The sequence below is a fragment of the Variovorax sp. FW305-3-2-15-B-LB1 genome, from assembly GCF_058787635.1.
Window position 1 is genome coordinate 39998 of the sequence record NZ_JBYSZY010000022.1, and the last position, 17497, is coordinate 57494.

General features: G+C 66.3%; 19 protein-coding genes. All 19 read right to left on the bottom strand.

Annotated elements, in window-relative coordinates:
* Window positions 1–36: 36 nt before the first annotated feature.
* Window positions 37–429, bottom strand: a complete 393-nt coding sequence (gene acpS / locus AC3WQR_RS15755) for a holo-ACP synthase (protein WP_056572075.1) — start codon at window positions 427–429, stop codon at window positions 37–39.
* Window positions 426–1193: a pyridoxine 5'-phosphate synthase gene (locus tag AC3WQR_RS15760; protein WP_390341922.1), complete on the bottom strand. Its 768-nt coding sequence runs from the start codon at window positions 1191–1193 to the stop codon at window positions 426–428. Before AC3WQR_RS15760 ends, acpS begins: the two co-directional genes overlap by 4 nt.
* Window positions 1190–1963 (bottom strand): DNA repair protein RecO, encoded by a 774-nt coding sequence (gene recO / locus AC3WQR_RS15765; RefSeq protein ID WP_390341920.1) that lies wholly within the window; start codon window positions 1961–1963, stop codon window positions 1190–1192. Before recO ends, AC3WQR_RS15760 begins: the two co-directional genes overlap by 4 nt.
* A gap of 1 nt (window position 1964) precedes the next feature.
* Entirely contained in the window at window positions 1965–2930 is a 966-nt protein-coding gene (gene era / locus AC3WQR_RS15770) for a GTPase Era (protein ID WP_492742689.1), read from the bottom strand.
* Window positions 2931–2937: 7 nt separating this feature from the next.
* On the bottom strand, window positions 2938–3624 hold the full coding sequence (gene rnc / locus AC3WQR_RS15775; RefSeq protein WP_056572447.1) for a ribonuclease III: 687 nt from the start codon (window positions 3622–3624) through the stop codon (window positions 2938–2940).
* Window positions 3625–3644: 20 nt separating this feature from the next.
* A complete protein-coding gene (locus tag AC3WQR_RS15780; RefSeq protein WP_062475531.1) occupies window positions 3645–4016 on the bottom strand; it encodes a DUF4845 domain-containing protein in 372 nt (123 codons plus the stop codon).
* Between the two features lie 41 nt (window positions 4017–4057).
* Complete coding sequence (gene lepB, locus AC3WQR_RS15785; protein ID WP_062475534.1) at window positions 4058–5023, bottom strand: signal peptidase I; 966 nt, start codon at window positions 5021–5023, stop codon at window positions 4058–4060.
* An 11-nt stretch (window positions 5024–5034) separates the two neighbouring features.
* Window positions 5035–6846 carry a translation elongation factor 4 gene (gene lepA, locus AC3WQR_RS15790; protein ID WP_139702429.1) on the bottom strand — a complete coding sequence of 604 codons (1812 nt, stop codon included), beginning with the start codon at window positions 6844–6846 and terminating at the stop codon, window positions 5035–5037.
* Between the two features lie 522 nt (window positions 6847–7368).
* On the bottom strand, window positions 7369–8847 hold the full coding sequence (locus AC3WQR_RS15795) for a DegQ family serine endoprotease (protein WP_062475536.1): 1479 nt from the start codon (window positions 8845–8847) through the stop codon (window positions 7369–7371).
* 108 nt (window positions 8848–8955) lie between these two features.
* Window positions 8956–10023, bottom strand: a complete 1068-nt coding sequence (locus AC3WQR_RS15800) for a MucB/RseB C-terminal domain-containing protein (protein WP_235926396.1) — start codon at window positions 10021–10023, stop codon at window positions 8956–8958.
* 38 nt (window positions 10024–10061) lie between these two features.
* Window positions 10062–10736 (bottom strand): sigma-E factor negative regulatory protein, encoded by a 675-nt coding sequence (locus AC3WQR_RS15805; RefSeq protein ID WP_492742692.1) that lies wholly within the window; start codon window positions 10734–10736, stop codon window positions 10062–10064.
* Window positions 10737–10753: 17 nt separating this feature from the next.
* Window positions 10754–11428, bottom strand: a complete 675-nt coding sequence (gene rpoE / locus AC3WQR_RS15810) for an RNA polymerase sigma factor RpoE (RefSeq protein WP_492742694.1) — start codon at window positions 11426–11428, stop codon at window positions 10754–10756.
* 9 nt (window positions 11429–11437) lie between these two features.
* Window positions 11438–11920 carry a hypothetical protein gene (locus AC3WQR_RS15815; protein WP_492742696.1) on the bottom strand — a complete coding sequence of 161 codons (483 nt, stop codon included), beginning with the start codon at window positions 11918–11920 and terminating at the stop codon, window positions 11438–11440.
* A 13-nt stretch (window positions 11921–11933) separates the two neighbouring features.
* On the bottom strand, window positions 11934–13178 hold the full coding sequence (gene fabF / locus AC3WQR_RS15820; protein WP_062475546.1) for a beta-ketoacyl-ACP synthase II: 1245 nt from the start codon (window positions 13176–13178) through the stop codon (window positions 11934–11936).
* A gap of 96 nt (window positions 13179–13274) precedes the next feature.
* Entirely contained in the window at window positions 13275–13514 is a 240-nt protein-coding gene (acpP, locus tag AC3WQR_RS15825; RefSeq protein WP_007830471.1) for an acyl carrier protein, read from the bottom strand.
* 100 nt (window positions 13515–13614) lie between these two features.
* Window positions 13615–14358 (bottom strand): 3-oxoacyl-ACP reductase FabG, encoded by a 744-nt coding sequence (gene fabG / locus AC3WQR_RS15830; protein ID WP_062475549.1) that lies wholly within the window; start codon window positions 14356–14358, stop codon window positions 13615–13617.
* A gap of 32 nt (window positions 14359–14390) precedes the next feature.
* Window positions 14391–15344, bottom strand: a complete 954-nt coding sequence (gene fabD, locus AC3WQR_RS15835; protein WP_492742698.1) for an ACP S-malonyltransferase — start codon at window positions 15342–15344, stop codon at window positions 14391–14393.
* A 51-nt stretch (window positions 15345–15395) separates the two neighbouring features.
* On the bottom strand, window positions 15396–16373 hold the full coding sequence (locus AC3WQR_RS15840; protein ID WP_070062242.1) for a beta-ketoacyl-ACP synthase III: 978 nt from the start codon (window positions 16371–16373) through the stop codon (window positions 15396–15398).
* Window positions 16373–17470: a phosphate acyltransferase PlsX gene (plsX, locus tag AC3WQR_RS15845; RefSeq protein ID WP_492684631.1), complete on the bottom strand. Its 1098-nt coding sequence runs from the start codon at window positions 17468–17470 to the stop codon at window positions 16373–16375. The genes AC3WQR_RS15840 and plsX overlap by 1 nt, the downstream gene beginning before the upstream one ends.
* Between the last annotated feature and the right edge of the window lie 27 nt (window positions 17471–17497).

A 17497-nucleotide genomic window follows, 5' to 3' on the forward strand; every position in this document is an offset into this window, starting at 1 on the left:
TGTCTATCGGTCGGTCGGCGTGGCCGCCGGGAGTCTTCAGGCCTTTTCCACCACCACGAAGCTGGCGGCGTACTCGGTTTCGTCGGTGACGGTCACGTGCGCCGTCAAGCCCTGCGCCTCGAACCAGTCTTTGAGCTCGCCGTGCAGCACGATCACCGGCTTGCCGCTGCGCAGGTTGGCGATCTCGCACAGGCGCCAGCTCATCGGCATGCGCATGCCCAGGCCGATGGCCTTGCTGAAGGCTTCCTTGGCGGAAAAGCGCGTGGCCAGATAACTCAGGCCGCGCTTGGGCCAGCGCGCGGCGCGGGCCTGCCAGATGGCGAACTCGGCGTCGCTCAGCACCCGGCGGGCGAAGCGCTCGCCCTGGCGCTCGAAGGTGGCCGCGATGCGGCGCACGTCGCAGATGTCGGTCCCGATGCCGTAGATCATGCGGCGTCGGCGATGCAGCGCAGGTAGTCGCGCGTGGTGGCGGCGTACCCGAGTTCGAGCGCATCGGCGACGAAGGCATGACCGATCGACACCTCGTGCACGCCGCGCACGGCACGCAGGAACGGCGTGAGGTTGTCGCGGCTCAGGTCGTGGCCGGCATTGACGCCCAGGCCCGCCGCATGGGCGGCCTGCGCCGCGGCCACGTAGCGCGCGAGCACGGCGGCTTCCTGCGGCGTGCCGCGCGAGGCAGCGTAGCCCTCGGTGTAGAGCTCGACGCGGTCGGCGCCCACGGCCTTGACGGCGGCCATCATCTCGGGGATCGGGTCCATGAACAGGCTCACGCGCACGCCCAGCGCCTTGGCTTCGGCGACCAGCGGGCGCAGGCGCTCGGCGTCCTCGGGGAAGCTCCAGCCGTGGTCGCTGGTCGACTGGGTCTCGCTGTCGGGCACGAAGGTGGCCTGGTGCGGCTTCAGGTCGCGCACGAAGTCCATCAGGTTGTGGAAGGGGTTGCCTTCGATGTTGAACTCGATGCCCGGCCAGTCCTTGGCGAGCAGTTCCGACAGGTCGCTCACGTCGTGCGCGCGGATGTGGCGCGCGTCGGGGCGCGGGTGCACGGTGATGCCCTGTGCGCCCGCCGCCAGGCAGGCCTGGGCGGCGCCCACCACGCTCGGGATGCCGAGGTGGCGCGTGTTGCGCACCAAGGCGACCTTGTTGAGATTGACTGACAGGGCCGTGGTACCGGCATCGCCCGAAGAAGTGCTCATAGTGCTTGCAGATCTCTCATCATTTGCCGCGTGCGCAGCGTGGTCACGCCGCAATGGTAGTTGAGCAAGGCCCGCAGCTGGTTGCGCAGGGCACTGTTGCTGCCGGCGTTCATCGTCGCGACCTCGCGCAGGGTGGCGGTGAACGGCGTGCGGTCGTCGAGCACGCTCTGCAGCACCTGCCAGTCGGCAGCGGCCAGCGCGGCCTCGTCCTTGGCCGCCTGGCGCAGGCCGGCTTCGGGCACGAGGGTGTAGCGCGTGCGGGCCGCCAGCGGCTCCAGGGTGAGCGTCTGCACGTCGAGCGAGGGCAGCAGGCCGACCGAACGCAGCAGCAGCAGCTCGAAGGCGCGCAGCGCGGCGGCCTGCGTCGCGGCCTGGGCGCCCGCGTGGTCGCCGGCCAGCACCTGCACCACGCCGGCGTAGGCGTCGAACAGCGCCTCGTGCGCGTCGTCGCGCGCCAGCAGGCGCAGCAGCAGTTCGTTGACGTAGTAGCCCGAGAGCAACGCCTCGCCGGTCGGCATGACGTGGCCGCCCATCCATTCGGCGCCCTTGAGCGTGCGGATCTCGGCGTCGCCGCCGTAGTTCAGCTGCAGCGGCTGCAGCGGCAGCAGCACGGGACGGAAATTGGAACTCGGCCGCTTCGCCCCCTTGGCCACGAGCGCGATGCGTCCGTGGTGGCGGGTGAAGACCTCGAGGATCAGGCTCGACTCGCTCCAGTCGTAGCGATGGAGCACGTAAGCCGGTTCATGCGAAACGCGATGAGCGGCGGCCACTTCATTCGTAGCCGAAGGAACGCACGCGAGCTTCGTCGTCGGCCCAGCCGGAGCGCACCTTCACCCACAGCTCGAGGAACACCTTGGCGTCGGCCAGCTTCTCGAGCTCGACGCGGGTTTCCATGCCGATGCGCTTGATGCGCTCGCCCTTGTCGCCGATCACCATGGCCTTGTGACCGTCGCGCTCGACCACGATGGTGGCGGCGATGCGCAGCAGGCGCTTCTGGCCCTTCTTCTGGGGCGGCTCTTCCTCGAACTTGTCGATGATGACGGTCGAGGTGTAGGGCAGCTCGTCGCCCGTGAGGCGGAAGAGCTTTTCGCGCACCAGTTCGCCGGCGAGGAATTTCTCGCTGCGGTCGGTGAGCTCGTCCTCGTCGTAGAACCAGGGCTGCTCGGGCAGGTATTTTTCGCAGATGCCGAACAGGCGCTCGACGTCCTTCGCGTTCTTGGCCGACATCGGCACGAATTCGGCGAAGCTGTGCTTGGCCTGCATCGTCTGCAGCCAGGGCGCGATGTCGCCGCGGCGGTGCACGTTGTCCAGCTTGTTGGCCAGCAGCACCGTGGGGATGCCCTTGCCCAGCAGCTTGAGCACGCGCTCGTCGGCCGGCGTGAAACTGCCGGCCTCGACCATGAACAGGATCAGGTCGACGTCGCCGACCGCGCCCTGCACGGTCTTGTTGAGCGACTTGTTCAGCGCGTTGGCATGCAGGGTCTGGAAACCCGGCGTGTCGACGAACACGAACTGCGTGGCGCCCAGCGTGCGCATGCCGGTGATGCGGTGGCGCGTGGTCTGCGCCTTGCGCGAGGTGATGCTGATCTTCTGGCCGACCAGCGCATTGAGCAGCGTCGACTTGCCCACATTGGGCTTGCCGACGATGGCGATCAGGCCGCAGTGCTGCGGCCCGGTGGCAGGCGTGTCGCCTGCGGTGTCTTCGGGTCCCGCTGCGGGATTGGTTACATCGTTCATTCTGATTTCACGCGGCGCCGCGTGCCTTGAGCCGGATCAACATGGCGGCCGCGGCAGCTTGCTCGCCGGCACGGCGCGAGCCGCCGATGCCGCGCTCGCGAAGGCCCAGCTCGGGCACCTCGCACTCGACATCGAAGGTCTGCTTGTGCGCTGCACCCAGCGTCGCTGCCACGCGGTACACCGGCAGCTTCATTTTGTGGCCCTGCAGCCATTCCTGCAATTCGGTCTTCGGGTCTTTCGCGGCGGCTTCCATGCGCGGATTGATCTCGACCGCCTCGTAGAGCCGGTGCACCAGCGCCTGCGCGGCGGCAAAGCCGGCGTCCAGGTAGACCGCGCCGATCAGCGCTTCGAGCGCGTCGGCCAGGATGGAGGGCCGGTTCGGGCCGCCCGAGCGGGCCTCGCCTTCGCCCAGGCGCAGCAGCGGCGACAGCGCCAGCCCCAGCGCGAGCCGGTGCAGCGTGTCCTGCTTGACCAGGTTGGCCCGCACGCGCGACAGGTCGCCCTCGGGCAGTTCCGAGAGGCGGATGTACAGCAGGTGCGAGACGGCCAGGTTCAGCACCGAGTCGCCGAGAAACTCGAGGCGCTCGTTGTGGTCGGCCGAGAAACTGCGGTGCGTGAGCGCGAGCTGGAGCAGGCGCGGGTCCGAGAACGTGTACTGAAGGCGCGCCTGCAGCGCGACGAGGCTGCCGTCCACCTTCTTGTTCGACACCGCGGTCAGCGGGACGCGCCCTTGTATTTGAGCGTCAGGTAGGCCGGCCCGAACAGGGGGATCTCGCGCTCGTACGCATACGACACGACGACCTTGTCGCCCACCTTCTTGATCTCGAGGTCCCGGCCGCTGACCGACTTGAAGTCGTCGATGGCCTGGGCGCGGTCGAAGATCGCGCGGATCTCGGGCACCGTGGCGCCTTCCTTGGCCTTGTTGGCGGCCTTGTCGATGGCCTGCCATTCGATCAGCGTCGGAATGACCTGCGCGACGACAACGCCCACGCAGCCCAGCACCGCCGCGACGAACACCAGGCCGATGAACGAGATGCCGCGCTGGTGCGCGGCACTGCCACGGACGGACCGACTGTTGGTTCTCATGCCCTCTTACCCCTCGAACAGTAACGTTGACTGTTGATTAATTATTGAAACGGACCGATGCGACCGAGATCGCCGAAGTTCATCCAGACGAAGAAGGCCCTGCCCACGATGTTCTTGTCCGGTACGAATCCCCAGAAACGGGAATCGGCCGAATTATCGCGGTTGTCGCCCATCATGAAGTAGTTGCCTTCGGGCACCTTGCACACCACGCCCTCGACCGAGTAACGGCAGTTCTCGCGGAACGGGAAGTCGCTGGCACCCGGCACGAAGGCGGGGGCGTTCTCGTCGTTGAGGATCTTGTGCTGCTTGCCGCCGAGGTCTTCGTCGAATTGCTTCAGGATGCGCATCGACTCGCCATCGAGGTAGTCGGCGATCGGGGCCTTGCCCACCGGCTGGCCGTTGATCGTGAGCTTCTTGTTCAGGTAGGCCACCTCGTCGCCCGGGATGCCGACCACGCGCTTGATGTAGTCCATGCTGGGCTTGGGCGGGTAGCGGAACACCACCACGTCGCCGCGCGCCAGCGGCGTGCCGTCGGTGAGCTTGGTGTTGACGACCGGCAGGCGCAGGCCGTAGGTGAACTTGTTGACCAGGATCAGGTCGCCGGTCAGCAGCGTGGGCATCATCGAGCCCGAGGGAATCTTGAAGGGCTCGTACAGGAACGAGCGCAGCAGGAACACCACCAGGATCACCGGGAACAGGCCCGCGGTCCAGTCGAGCCACCAGGGCTGCATCAGCAGGCGCTCGCTGGCCTTGGCGTCGGTGGTGTCGACCTGGGTGATGCCCTGCCCCGCCAGCCGCGTGTTGCGTTCAGCGATGGAGCTCTCGAGCGTGGCGGCGGCGCGTTCGCGCTGCGGCAGGAAGTAGAAGCGTTCGGCCAGCCAGTAGACCCCGGTGACCACCGTGGCCACGAACAGCAGCAGCGCGAAGTTGCCTTCGAGCGCGCCGAAATACCAGGCGCCGACGTAGCTGGCGAACGCCGCGAGAACCAGGGTGGTGAGGTATGCCATGTTCGTGGTGATCAGTCTTCGACTTGCAGAATCGCGAGGAAGGCCTCTTGCGGGACTTCGACGGAACCGATCTGCTTCATTCTTTTCTTGCCCGCCTTCTGCTTCTCGAGCAGCTTCTTCTTGCGGGAGATGTCGCCGCCGTAGCACTTGGCGAGCACGTTCTTGCGAAGTGCCTTGATTGTCTCACGCGCAATGATCGTGACCCCGATGGCCGCCTGGATCGCCACGTCGTACATCTGGCGCGAAATGATCTCGCGCATCTTCGACACCACCGCCCGGCCGCGGTACTGCGACTGGCTGCGGTGCACGATGATCGACAGCGCATCGACCTTGTCGCCATTGAGCAGGATGTCGACCTTCACCACGTCGGACGCACGGTACTCCTTGAACTCGTAGTCCATGGAGGCGTAGCCGCGGCTCACCGACTTCAGCTTGTCGAAGAAGTCGAGCACGATCTCGCCCAGCGGCATCTCGTAGGTCAGCATGACCTGGCGGCCGTGGTAGGCCATGTTCAGCTGCACGCCACGCTTCTGGTTGGCCAGCGTCATGACGGAGCCGACGTATTCCTGCGGCATGTACAGATGCACGGTGACGATCGGCTCGCGGATCTCCGCCATCTTGCCGACGTCGGGCATCTTGGACGGGTTCTCCACCATGATCACTTCGCCGTCGTTGCGCACCACCTGGTAGACCACGCTGGGCGCGGTCGTGATCAGGTCCTGGTCGAACTCGCGTTCCAGGCGCTCCTGCACGATCTCCATGTGCAGCAGGCCCAGGAAGCCGCAGCGGAAGCCGAAGCCCAGCGCCTGGCTCACTTCGGGTTCGTAGCGCAGCGACGAATCGTTGAGCTTGAGCTTCTCGAGCGCATCGCGCAGCGAGTCGTACTCGCTGGCTTCGGTCGGGTACAGGCCCGCGAACACCTGCGGCTGGATTTCCTTGAAGCCGGGCAGCGCCTCGGTGGCCGTGGCGGCGGCGCCACCGGTGCCGGGCCGGATCAGCGTGACCGTGTCGCCGACCTTGGCCGCCTGCAGTTCCTTGATGCCCGCGATGATGTAGCCCACCTCGCCGGCTTCGAGCGACGCGCGCGACTCGTTGGCGGGCGTGAAGACGCCGATGCTGTCGGCGTTGTACATCGCGCCCGAGGCCATCATCTTGATGCGCTCGCCCTTCACGAGGCGACCGTCGACCACGCGCACCAGCATCACGACGCCGACGTACGGGTCGAACCAGCTGTCGATGATCATCGCGCGCAGCGGGCCGTCGGGATTGCCGCGCGGTGCGGGCATGCGCGCGACGATGGTCTCGAGGATGTCGTCGATGCCGACGCCGGTTTTTGCGGAGCACGGAATCGCGTCGGTCGCGTCGATGCCGATCACGTCTTCGATTTCGGTGCGCGCGTTGTCGAGGTCTGCATTCGGCAGATCGATCTTGTTGAGCACCGGGATCACTTCGACGCCGAGGTCGAGCGCGGTGTAGCAGTTGGCCACCGTCTGCGCTTCGACGCCTTGCGATGCGTCGACAACGAGCAATGCGCCTTCACATGCCGACAGCGAGCGGCTCACTTCGTACGAGAAGTCGACGTGGCCCGGCGTGTCGATCAGATTGAGGTTGTAGACCTGTCCATCGCGTGCCTTGTAGTGCAGCGCGGCGGTCTGCGCCTTGATGGTTATCCCACGCTCTTTTTCGATGTCCATCGAGTCGAGCACCTGCGCTTCCATTTCGCGTTCCGCGAGGCCGCCGCAACGTTGGATCAAACGGTCTGCGAGCGTCGACTTGCCATGATCGATGTGCGCAATGATCGAAAAATTTCTGATGTGATTCATCAACGGGAACGCTTAAGTACTTGAATTGGCTCGGGCGCCGAGGGGCGGGGCCAAGAAAAAAGGGCGCGTCTTCTGGAGACGCGCCCTGAACCAACAAGCAATGGCAACTGCAGTAGTTGGAACTTCATTGTAGGCAAAAAGGGAAGCACGTACATCCGGGAACAGGGTCCAAAGGGCTCGTTGCAGGTCCACAACATCAAAGATACTCACAACTTATCAACAGGATCGGTGGAGCAGTAGCTGAACAACTTGTGGGCGATCTGTGGAGCACCGGTGGACGGCTGTGTGACATCTCGCATCGTGAAGGCCATCGCCCTCTTTATGCGCTGACTGGCCGCCAGGAGCTGTCTATTCTACCGAAATTCGTCCTTAGCCCTTTTATAAGTTAGTGATCGCAAACAAATCTTGGTGTTTTCGAGGCCTCGGATTTTTTTAGAGGCCGGCGCCGAAGCGTCGTAAAGACCTCGAAAAAATGGCCCCAAACCCGACTGCCGGGTGGGGCCACTTGACGCCGCCGCCGTATCAGCGTGCGGGTCGGATCAAGGCGTACTGCGCCCAGTCGCCTCGGCGGTAGAGCACGCTGAGCGACTTGGCCTTGTCCGCCTTGGCGACCGCCGCCTCGAATTCGCGGGCATTCGCCACCTCGAGATTGCCCACCGCCAGGATGACGTCACCCTCGCGCAGGCCGGCCCGCGCCGCGGCGTCGTTGGCGGCATCAACCTTCACGCCGCCCTTCAGCTTGAGCTCTTTCTTCTGCGCATCGCTGAGGTCGCTGACCGCGAGGCCCAGCGACTTGAGGGCCGCGGAGGCGGACGGCTTCGCAGCCGGCTCGTCGCGGTCGGTCGCGCGCTTGGCGGGCTTGTCCGGCTCGATCTCGGCGATGGTCACGCTGAGGTCGCGCGAGCTGCCGCGGCGGAACACGGTCAACGTGCTCTTGGTGCCCGGCTTGGTGTTGCCCACGAGGCGCGGCAGGTCGCTCGGTTTCTCGATGGCCTTGCCGTCGAACTTGGTGATGACGTCGCCCGGCTCCACGCCGGCCTTCTCGCCCGGCGACCCGGCTTCGACGCCGCGCACCAGCGCGCCCTGCGCCTTGCCCAGGCCGATGGCCTCGGCCACGTCCTTGGTGACCTGGTCGATCTGCACGCCGATGCGGCCGCGCGAGACGCGCCCCGAGGTGCGCAGCTGCTCGCTGACGCGGATCGCCTCGTCGATCGGGATCGAGAACGAGATGCCCATGAAGCCGCCCGAGCGCGAATAGATCTGGCTGTTGATGCCCACCACTTCGCCGCGCATGTTGATCAGCGGGCCGCCCGAGTTGCCGGGGTTGATGGCCACGTCGGTCTGGATGAACGGCAGGTACTCACCCGTGTCGCGCTGCTTGGCGCTCACGATGCCGGCCGTGACGGTGTTCTCCAGGCCGAAGGGCGAACCGATCGCCATCACCCACTCGCCCACGCGCAGCTTGGAGATGTCGCCCACCTTCACCGCGGGCAGGCCCGTGGCCTCGATCTTCACCACGGCCACGTCGGTGCGCTTGTCGGCACCGATGATCTTGGCCTTGAACTCGCGCTTGTCGGGCAGCGTGACCAGCACCTCGGAGGCGTCTTCCACCACGTGTGCGTTGGTCATGACGTAGCCGTCGCCCGTCAGGATGAAGCCCGAGCCCACACCGCGCGGACGCTCTTCTTCCTGCTGCGGACGGTTCGGGCGCGGCCCCTGGCGCGGCGTGCCCGGCAGCGGCTGGCCGAAGAAGCGGCGGAAGAACTCCTGCATCTCCTCGTCCATCTCGCCGTTGCCGCCGCCGCGCTGCGCGACCTTCTCGACGGTGCGGATGTTGACCACGGACGGACCGACCTGATCGACCAGGTCGGTGAAGTCGGGCAGCGTGCGCGTCTGCGCATGCACCGACTCGACCGGCAGGAAAGTGGCGCCGGCCGTCAGCGCCAGCGCAAAGGCCAGCAGACCGGAACGAAGCTTGTGTCCCTCGACTTTGAACATCATCGGTTGTCTTTCCAAAAGAACAGAGCTGCAAATAACGACAGAGGCTATGAGTACCCGGCGCCGGCTTGGTTCAGCCCGAACGCCTGCACGGCGTCAGCCCATCGCCCGTCAGCGCGTGCGCGCGAGGCTCTGGGCAAAGGCATTGAGCGTCTGCTGCGGCACCTCGCCGACCGCGGTCAGCCACCAGTCGCTGGCCGGTGCGGGCAGTCGCCGGCGGATCGCGTTGGTGGCGCCGATGGTCAGCACGCCGTCGCCCGGCGTGCGCGTGGGATCGTAGCGTTCGATGAAGAGCGAGACCGTCGCCAGGCCATCGGAGAAGGTCCACTGGACGGTGGTCGCCTCGGGCTTGGGCGGCTTGCCGTCGCCGGCGGGCAGCGCGGGGCGTCGGAAGAAGCTTCGGGGCTTGAATCCGGCCACGGGTGTGCGCAGCATCCAGCCTTCGTCCTGCGCGGTGCTGCGCTCGAGTTCGAGCTTCTCGATGCGGTAGCCGCTCGTGTTGGCCATCATCTGCGCCAGTGCCTGCGCCTTCACGGGCGCATCGAGCTGCAGCTCGGAGAACGCCGACTGCTCGACCACGCGGGTGTCGCTGTCGACGGTCTGGAGCTTCACCACGAGGCCGGAGCGGCGTTCGCTCCAGATGCGGTAGCCGAAGCGCAGGCCGTCGCGCGGCACCAGCTGCACCACGTCGGCGTCGAAGCCCGCGACGCGGTCCTTGCCGATGGCGCGCACGTCGTAGTAGTCGCCCACCGACGAATCGGGCTTGTCGGGCAGATTGGGGAAGAGGTCGAGGTTCTCGCGCTTCTCGACCTTCACGACCTTCGCCTCGGGCAGGAAGGTCATCACGTTGCGGTTGCGCCGGAAGGTCGAGCGCGGCGGGCCCGACAGCGCTTCGATGCGCTCCAGCTGGTGATCGCCGTCGCGCACATGCCAGATGCGCGCGCTCGACAGGTCGCCGCCCGGAGCCGACACCACGAAGGTGCCCACGTAGCTGCGCTGCCGCGCGCCCGCATGCATGCGCTGCAGCCACTCGGTCACGCCCATGGCCGGCGGTTCGTCGGTCTGCGCCGAGGGCACGCTCTTCGTGTTCGCCGCACCGTAGCGGGTCTGCGCGGTGGCCATCTGCCCCAGGCAAAGAACAGCAAACGCGAGCACCAGGGTGCGTGCGGAAATCGGCATGTGAACAACGGTCATTGCAGGCGGCGACGGTCGCGCAATCAGCGCGTGGGGCCCTCGAAGGTGGCGTTGCGCAGGAAACCGGACGGCATTTGCGATGCACCACCGGCCTGCTGGTGGGCTTCGAGCAGCTGGTCAAGGCGCGGATCGCGCAGCATGACCTGCGGATTGCCGCTGCCGACCAGCACACGGGTCGGCGTCAGGGCGCCGTTGCCCGGCAGCTCGCTGCCACCGGCCGCGGCCGCCAGCACCGAGTTCGCCACGGGCGGCTGCACCGCGGCCAGTTGGGCACCGCCGTTCGGCACCGCGGCACCGTTGCCGACCAGCGTCCAGCTGATGGCCGCCACGGCCATCAACGACGCGGCGCCCGCCACCAGCTTCCAGCGGAACACCGGCTCGTTGGCCGCCTCGGCGCGTTGCCGCACGGGCATCGCAGCCGGCACGGCGGCCAGCGGTGCCACGGCCGCAGGCGGCGCCGCCACGACCGGCTCTTGCGCCAGCCGCTGCTGGAAACGCGCCAGGAAGGCCGAGGTGTCGCTGCAGCGCGAATGCGCCGACGAGCGCAGCACGTCGCCCACCACGTGGTACGCGTGCCAGGCGTCGCGCGAGTCTTCCTCGGCGCAGACGGATTCGATCGCACGCGCGAACGCCTCGCCCTGCAAATGGCCGTCCGCCAGCGCGGACACCTGTTCCCGAACCGTCATCGTCTGATTCATGTCATTCACCTGCTGATCTACCAACGCTTGCCGGACTGGTTGTCCAGCAGCGGCTTGACCCTGGCCGAAATGGCCTCGCGCGCCCGGAAAATACGCGAGCGCACCGTGCCGATCGGGCAATCCATGACCTCGGCAATCTCTTCGTAACTCATCCCCTCGATCTCGCGCAGCGTGACCGCCTGGCGCAACTCGGTCGGGAGCGCTTCCATGGCAGCCTCGACGGCACTGGCGATTTCGTTCGCCGCCATGACCGATTCGGGGGTTTCATCGCTGGTTGGTTCGTTTCCAGGACGGTAAGTTTCATCTTCGTCGTCCGAGGACGAACGCAGTGCGCTTTCGGAGACGGTCGGATCGCGCTTCATGTCCACCAGCGCCTTCTTGGCGGTGTTCACGGCGATCCGGTACAGCCAGGTGTAGAACTGGGCCTCGCCGCGGAACTGGTGCAGCGCGCGGTAGGCGCGGATGAAGGTTTCCTGGGCGATGTCCTCGATCAGGTCGACATCGCGCACCATGCGCCCGATCAGCCGTTCGATGCGGCGCTGGTACTTGATGACCAGCAGCTCGAACGCCTTCTGGTCGCCCGCGACGGTGCGCTGGACCAGCTGGAAATCGACCTCACCCGGGCGCGACGCCTGCGCCGCCTCATCGGGCAGCGCGGACTCCGGAGGCACGGGAGGCAAAGAAGTGGTCATCGAAACGGGTCAGGGCGCGTCGGCCGGAGCGGTCGCGCGCCAGGGATCGCCGGCCGGCTCGGCCGCCGGGGGCCGCGCATAGACCGCGCGGCGCACGTCGCGCCAGCGCTCGGGCATGGCCCGCTGCTCGAGCCAGACCCAGCGGGCCGCGCGGCCGGGTTCGGCCAGGCGGACCAGCAACAGCGACTGGAAATCGAGCGCCACCACGGCGCGCGCGGCGAGCACGCCGCGCGTCGGATCGGCACCGGTCAGCGACCAGTGCAATCCATCGAAGTGCAACGTGGCTGCACCGTCCCGCCGCAGGCCAAAGCCCGCGGCGACACCGGAAAAGACGACGCTGAGCAGCAGCAACAACTGGCGCCAGCCATTGCTATCGAACAGATAGCAGGCCGCGCCGGCGCAGCAGACGCCCAGAGTCCAAAGGGCCAGAAGAATCCGGGTCGCGCCGCGGGTGCGCCCCACCGGATAGGTCACCGACGGTGCGCTGTGCATGGGAGAGCGACGCTCAAGCGCGCTTGAACACCAGCGTGCCGTTGGTGCCGCCGAAGCCGAAGTTGTTCTTGACCGCGACATCGATCTTCAGATCGCGCGCCTCGTTGGCGCAGTAGTCGAGATCGCACTCCGGATCCTGGTTGAAGATGTTGATCGTCGGCGGGCTCTTCTGGTGATGCAGCGCGAGCACCGTGAACACCGATTCGATGCCGCCCGCGCCGCCCAGCAGGTGGCCGGTCATGGACTTGGTCGAATTGACGACGAGCTTCTTCGCGTGATCGCCGAAAGCCAGCTTGACCGCATTGGTCTCGTTGAGGTCACCGATCAGCGTCGAGGTGCCGTGCGCGTTCAGGTACTGGACCTCGTCGGCATTAACACCCGCATTGGCCAGCGCCATCGCCATCGAACGGCGCGGGCCGTCGACGTCGGGAGCGGTCATGTGGTACGCGTCGCCGGTCATGCCGAAGCCTGAAACCTCAGCGTAGATCTTGGCGCCGCGCGCCTTGGCGTGTTCGTACTCCTCGAGCACAAGCACGCCGGCGCCTTCGCCCAGCACGAAGCCGTCGCGGTCCTTGTCCCACGGGCGCGAGGCCGTGGCGGGATCGTCGTTGCGGGTGCTCAGCGCGCGAGGCGCGGTGAAGCCGCCGATGCCGAGCGGAGAGATGGTCGATTCGGCGCCGCCCGCGATCATGACGTCGGCATCGCCGTACTCGATCATGCGTGCCGACGTGCCGATGGCATGCAGGCCGGTGGTGCAGGCGGTAACCACTGCGATGTTCGGGCCCTTGAAGCCGTACTTGATCGAGACATGGCCCGAGATCATGTTGATGATCGACGCCGGCACGAAGAACGGCGAAATGCGGCGCGGGCCACGGCTCGCGTACTCGCCGTGCGTCTGTTCGATCATCGGCAGACCGCCGATGCCCGAGCCGATGTTGCAGCCGATGCGCACGGCCTTTTCATAGGACAGCGCTTCGCCGGTCGGCAGTCCGCTGTCCTGCACCGCCTGGATGGCGGCGGCGAGACCCAGATGAATGAAGCGGTCCATGTGACGCGCTTCTTTCTCCGAGATGTATTGGGTGATGTCGAAACCCTTGACCTCACCGGCGAACTTGCAGGCGAAGGCGCTTGCATCGAACGCGGTGATGTTCGCAATGCCCGACTTCCCGGCCAACAGGTTGGTCCAGGATTCGGTTGCGGTGTTTCCGACAGGAGCGATGCAACCGAGTCCGGTCACGACGACGCGGCGTTTGGTCATGCCGGCAAACCTTTCTGGAAGCGCTGGACAGCTGCCGAGCGGCGCGGGCGGTTGAAAAAAGAGCCGCCGGCCGTCGTTGCAGTGTCAGCTGGCCGATCAGGCCTTTTGATTCTTGGTGGCGTAGTCGACGGCGTTCTGCACCGTCGTGATCTTCTCGGCGTCTTCGTCCGGGATCTCGATGCCGAACTCGTCTTCGAGTGCCATCACGAGTTCGACCGTGTCGAGCGAGTCAGCGCCGAGGTCGGCCACGAAAGCCTTTTCGTTCGTCACTTGGGACTCTTCCACGCCGAGTTGCTCGGCGATGATTTTCTTGACACGTGCTTCGATATCGCTCATTTGATTCCCTCTAAGGGTTGTAGGTAACTGGTGGATTTTAGCCGGGCGGCCCGTGGCATTTGCCCCGCGCTCCGGTACGGAAAAAGATTGCGCCTTTCGGCTACATGTGCATGCCGCCGTTGACGTGCAGCTCCTGCCCCGTCACGTACGAGGCCTGCGGCGATGCGAGGTAGGCCACCGCATGCGCGATGTCGGCCGGCTTGCCCAGGTGGCCCAGCGGGATCTGCGAGAGCAGCGCCTGTTGCTGGGCTTCCGGCAGGCTGGCCGTCATGTCGGTTTCGATGAAGCCCGGCGCGACACAGTTGACCGTGATGTTGCGGCTGCCGAGTTCGCGGGCCAGCGCACGGGTCATGCCCGACACGCCGGCCTTGGCGGCCGCGTAGTTGGCCTGGCCGGCATTGCCGGACGCGCCCACCACGCTCGTGATGCTGATGATGCGGCCATAGCGCTGCTTCATCATCGGGCGGATCACCGCGCGCGAGAGACGGAAGACGGCCTTGAGGTTGGTGTCGAGCACCGCATCCCAGTCGTCATCCTTCATGCGCATGGCGAGCGTGTCGCGCGTGATGCCGGCGTTGTTGACCAGCACATGGATCGCGCCGTAAGCCTGCACGATCTCGTCGATCAGGGCTTCGACGGCAGCGCCGTCGTTCACGTCGAGCGCACGGCCGCGGCCGTCGAACGCGCTCAGCGCCTGTGTGATCTTGGCAGCGCCGTCGTCGGTGGTGCCGGTGCCCACGACCTTCAGGCCGCGCTGCGCGAGTTCGAGTGCAATGGCAGCGCCGATGCCGCGCGTTGCGCCGGTGACCAGGGCGACCTGGCCTTCGAATTTGGGAGTGCTCATAAAAGAGAAAAAGTATCGGGGCCTGGCGGCGTTCAGCCGGCGAGCGATTGTCGGACGTCCGCGAGGGTGGCCGGGTCGTACACCGACGCGGCTTCCAGTTCGGGGGCGATGCGCTTCACCATGCCGGCCAGCACCTTGCCGGGACCGCACTCGATGATGGCGGTTGCACCGCGCAGTTTCAAGGCCTGAACGCTCTCGACCCAGCGCACCGGACCGGCGGCCTGGCGCACCAGGGCGTCGCGGATGCGGTCGGCATCGGTCTCGACGGCCACGTCGATGTTGTTGAGCACCGGAATCTGCGGCGCAGCCAACGCCACGCTCGCGAGCTTCTCGCGCAGGGCTTCGGCCGCGGGCTTCATCAGGCTCGAATGGAACGGCGCCGACACCGGCAGCGGCAATGCGCGCTTGGCGCCGTTGGCCTTCAGCAGCTCGCAGGCCTTGTCGACCGCGGCCTTGCTGCCGGCGATCACGGTCTGCATCGGATCGTTGAAGTTCACGGCCTCGACCACTTCGGCGCTGCCGGGGCCGAACGTGGCGGTGGCTTCGGCGCAGCCGGCGACCACCTTGTCGGACGCCATGCCGAGGATCGCCGCCATCGCGCCGACGCCGACCGGCACGGCCTGCTGCATGGCCTGCGCGCGGAAACGCACCAGCGGCGCGGCCTGCGAGAGCGTGAGCACGCCCGAGGCCACCAGCGCCGAATACTCACCCAGCGAATGGCCGGCCACCACGGACGGCGTGGCACCGCCCTCGGCCAGCCAGGCGCGCCATGCGGCCACGCCGGCCACCAGCATCACGGGCTGCGTGTTGGTGGTGAGCGCCAGTTCTTCCTTGGGGCCGTTCTTGATCAGCACGCCGATGTCTTCGCCCAGCGCTTCGGAGGCTTCGCGCAAGGTCTCGACCACGGCCGGGTGATCGCCCCAGGCGTCGAGCATGCCGACCGCCTGCGAGCCCTGACCCGGAAAGACAAAAGCAAAGGATTTCATTGTTGTTTCTTCGTCACCGCGCCGACGCCCGCTTCGGGGCGCCGCGACGCACTACAGATTCAATAGCACCGCGCCCCAGGTGAAGCCACCGCCCACGCCTTCCAGCATGAGGGTCTCACCCTTCTTCACCTTGCCCGAGCGCACGGCTTCGTCGAGCGCCAGCGGGATCGAGGCGGCCGAGGTGTTGCCGTGCTCGTGCACCGTGACGACCAGCTTTTCGCGCGGCAGCTTCAGCTTCTTGGCTGTGCCTTCCATGATGCGGATGTTGGCCTGGTGCGGGATCAGCCAGTCGATGTCGGCCTCGGTCTTGCCGGCCTTGGCGAGCGTGGCGCGCGCGGCGTCTTCGAGCACGCGGACCGCCAGCTTGAAGACGGCCTGGCCGTCCATGTGCAGCAGCGGCGTGCCGAGCACGTTGCCACCCGACACATGGCCGGGTACGCACAGGATGCCGACGTGCTTGCCGTCCGCATGCAGGTCGCTGGCCAGAATGCCAGGTTCGTCGGAAGCCTCGAGCACCACCGCGCCCGCGCCGTCGCCGAACAGCACACAGGTGGTGCGGTCGTTGAAGTCGAGGATGCGGGAGAACACTTCGGCGCCGATCACCAGCGCGCAGCGCGCGGTGCCCGTGCGGATCATCGCGTCGGCCACCGTCAGTGCGTAGACGAAACCGCTGCAGACCGCCTGGACGTCGAAGGCCGGGCAGCCGGCAATGCCGAGCTTATGCTGGAGGATCGCGGCCGACGACGGGAACACCATGTCCGGCGTCGAGGTCGCGACGATGATCAGGTCGACGTCGCTCGCCTTGCGGCCGGCGGCTTCCAGTGCATGCTTCGCGGCTTCGAGGCCGAGATCGCTGCTGCTGACATCGGGCGCCGCGAAGTGGCGCGCGTGAATGCCGGTGCGCTCGACGATCCACTGATCGGAAGTTTCGATGCCGCGTGTCGCCAGATCCTTGGCAAGGTCGTCATTGGTGACGCGGCGGGGGGGCAGGTAGCTGCCGGTGCCGGTAATGCGCGAAAAAGGGGTCATCAAGCGTGAAGGGCTGTCGCGTCGGCCGGCGCCGCCGACTCCTGCCGCGCGAGCAAAGGCGCGGCGTGGGCGATGCGGGCCCGCACGCGATCGAGCAGGTTGTTGCGAGCGGCATCATAAGCGCGATCCAACGCATGGCCGAAAGCCACTTCGTCGGCCGAGCCATGGCTCTTGAACACCAGCCCGCGCAGACCCAGCAAGGCCGCACCGTTGTAGCGACGGTGATCCAGACGACCTTTGAACGCTTTTAAAACCGGATAAGCAACAATAGCCACCAGTTTCGTGAGAATGTTTCGCGAGAACTCGACGCGAATGAACTCGCCGATCATCGACGCAACGCCTTCACTGGCCTTCAGCGCCACATTGCCGACAAATCCGTCGCACACGACGATGTCGGTCGTACCCTTGAAAATGTCGTTCCCTTCGACGTTGCCGTAGAAGTTCAGATCCTTGGAGTTGGCAGCTGCACGCAGCAGTTGACTGGCCTTCTTGATGGTTTCGCTGCCCTTGATGGCTTCTTCACCAATATTGAGCAAGCCGACCGAAGGCGATTCGTTGCCGGTCAATGCCGAAACGAGCGCGGAGCCCAGCACGGCGAACTGGAGCAGGTCTTCGGCGTCGCAATCGACGTTCGCACCGAGATCGAGCACGGTGGTCGCCCCGCCCTTCACATTGGGCAGCTGCGGCGCGATGGCCGGACGGTCGATGCCGTCGAGCGTTTTGAGAAGATAGCGTGCGATCGCCATCAATGCGCCCGTGTTGCCGGCAGATATGGCCGCTTGCGCTGCACCATCCTTGACCTGCTGGATCGCGACGCGCATCGAAGAGTCCTTCTTCTTGCGCAGGGCGATTTCGATGGGATCGTCCATACCGACCACTTCGCTGGCCGGCACGATGCGGGCGCGCGGATGGTCGGCGAACCCCGCCAATGCGGCCGGTGCACCGACGAGCAGCAACGAGGCTTCGCTGTGCCGCTCGAGAAACGCGCGGCAGGCCGCGAGCGTGACACGCGGCCCATGATCACCCCCCATGCAATCCACGGCGAGCGTGATTGCGGCGGGCGCAGCAGTGAGTTCGGGAGAAAAAGGCGCAGCCATCAAAACAAAGGCCCGACGCTACAGCAA

Coding starts and splice junctions, on each gene's coding strand:
- AC3WQR_RS15800 (WP_235926396.1), bottom strand. CDS start 10,023: ATGCCGATTTCCGCACGCACCCTGGTGCTCGCGTTTGCTGTTCTTTGC.
- AC3WQR_RS15815 (WP_492742696.1), bottom strand. CDS start 11,920: ATGCACAGCGCACCGTCGGTGACCTATCCGGTGGGGCGCACCCGCGGC.
- AC3WQR_RS15840 (WP_070062242.1), bottom strand. CDS start 16,373: ATGACCCCTTTTTCGCGCATTACCGGCACCGGCAGCTACCTGCCCCCC.
- lepB (WP_062475534.1), bottom strand. CDS start 5,023: ATGGCATACCTCACCACCCTGGTTCTCGCGGCGTTCGCCAGCTACGTC.
- plsX (WP_492684631.1), bottom strand. CDS start 17,470: ATGGCTGCGCCTTTTTCTCCCGAACTCACTGCTGCGCCCGCCGCAATC.
- rpoE (WP_492742694.1), bottom strand. CDS start 11,428: ATGACCACTTCTTTGCCTCCCGTGCCTCCGGAGTCCGCGCTGCCCGAT.
- acpP (WP_007830471.1), bottom strand. CDS start 13,514: ATGAGCGATATCGAAGCACGTGTCAAGAAAATCATCGCCGAGCAACTC.
- fabF (WP_062475546.1), bottom strand. CDS start 13,178: ATGACCAAACGCCGCGTCGTCGTGACCGGACTCGGTTGCATCGCTCCT.
- lepA (WP_139702429.1), bottom strand. CDS start 6,846: ATGAATCACATCAGAAATTTTTCGATCATTGCGCACATCGATCATGGC.
- fabD (WP_492742698.1), bottom strand. CDS start 15,344: ATGAAATCCTTTGCTTTTGTCTTTCCGGGTCAGGGCTCGCAGGCGGTC.
- acpS (WP_056572075.1), bottom strand. CDS start 429: ATGATCTACGGCATCGGGACCGACATCTGCGACGTGCGCCGCATCGCG.
- fabG (WP_062475549.1), bottom strand. CDS start 14,358: ATGAGCACTCCCAAATTCGAAGGCCAGGTCGCCCTGGTCACCGGCGCA.
- AC3WQR_RS15780 (WP_062475531.1), bottom strand. CDS start 4,016: ATGAGAACCAACAGTCGGTCCGTCCGTGGCAGTGCCGCGCACCAGCGC.
- era (WP_492742689.1), bottom strand. CDS start 2,930: ATGAACGATGTAACCAATCCCGCAGCGGGACCCGAAGACACCGCAGGC.
- AC3WQR_RS15795 (WP_062475536.1), bottom strand. CDS start 8,847: ATGATGTTCAAAGTCGAGGGACACAAGCTTCGTTCCGGTCTGCTGGCC.
- AC3WQR_RS15760 (WP_390341922.1), bottom strand. CDS start 1,193: ATGAGCACTTCTTCGGGCGATGCCGGTACCACGGCCCTGTCAGTCAAT.
- AC3WQR_RS15805 (WP_492742692.1), bottom strand. CDS start 10,736: ATGAATCAGACGATGACGGTTCGGGAACAGGTGTCCGCGCTGGCGGAC.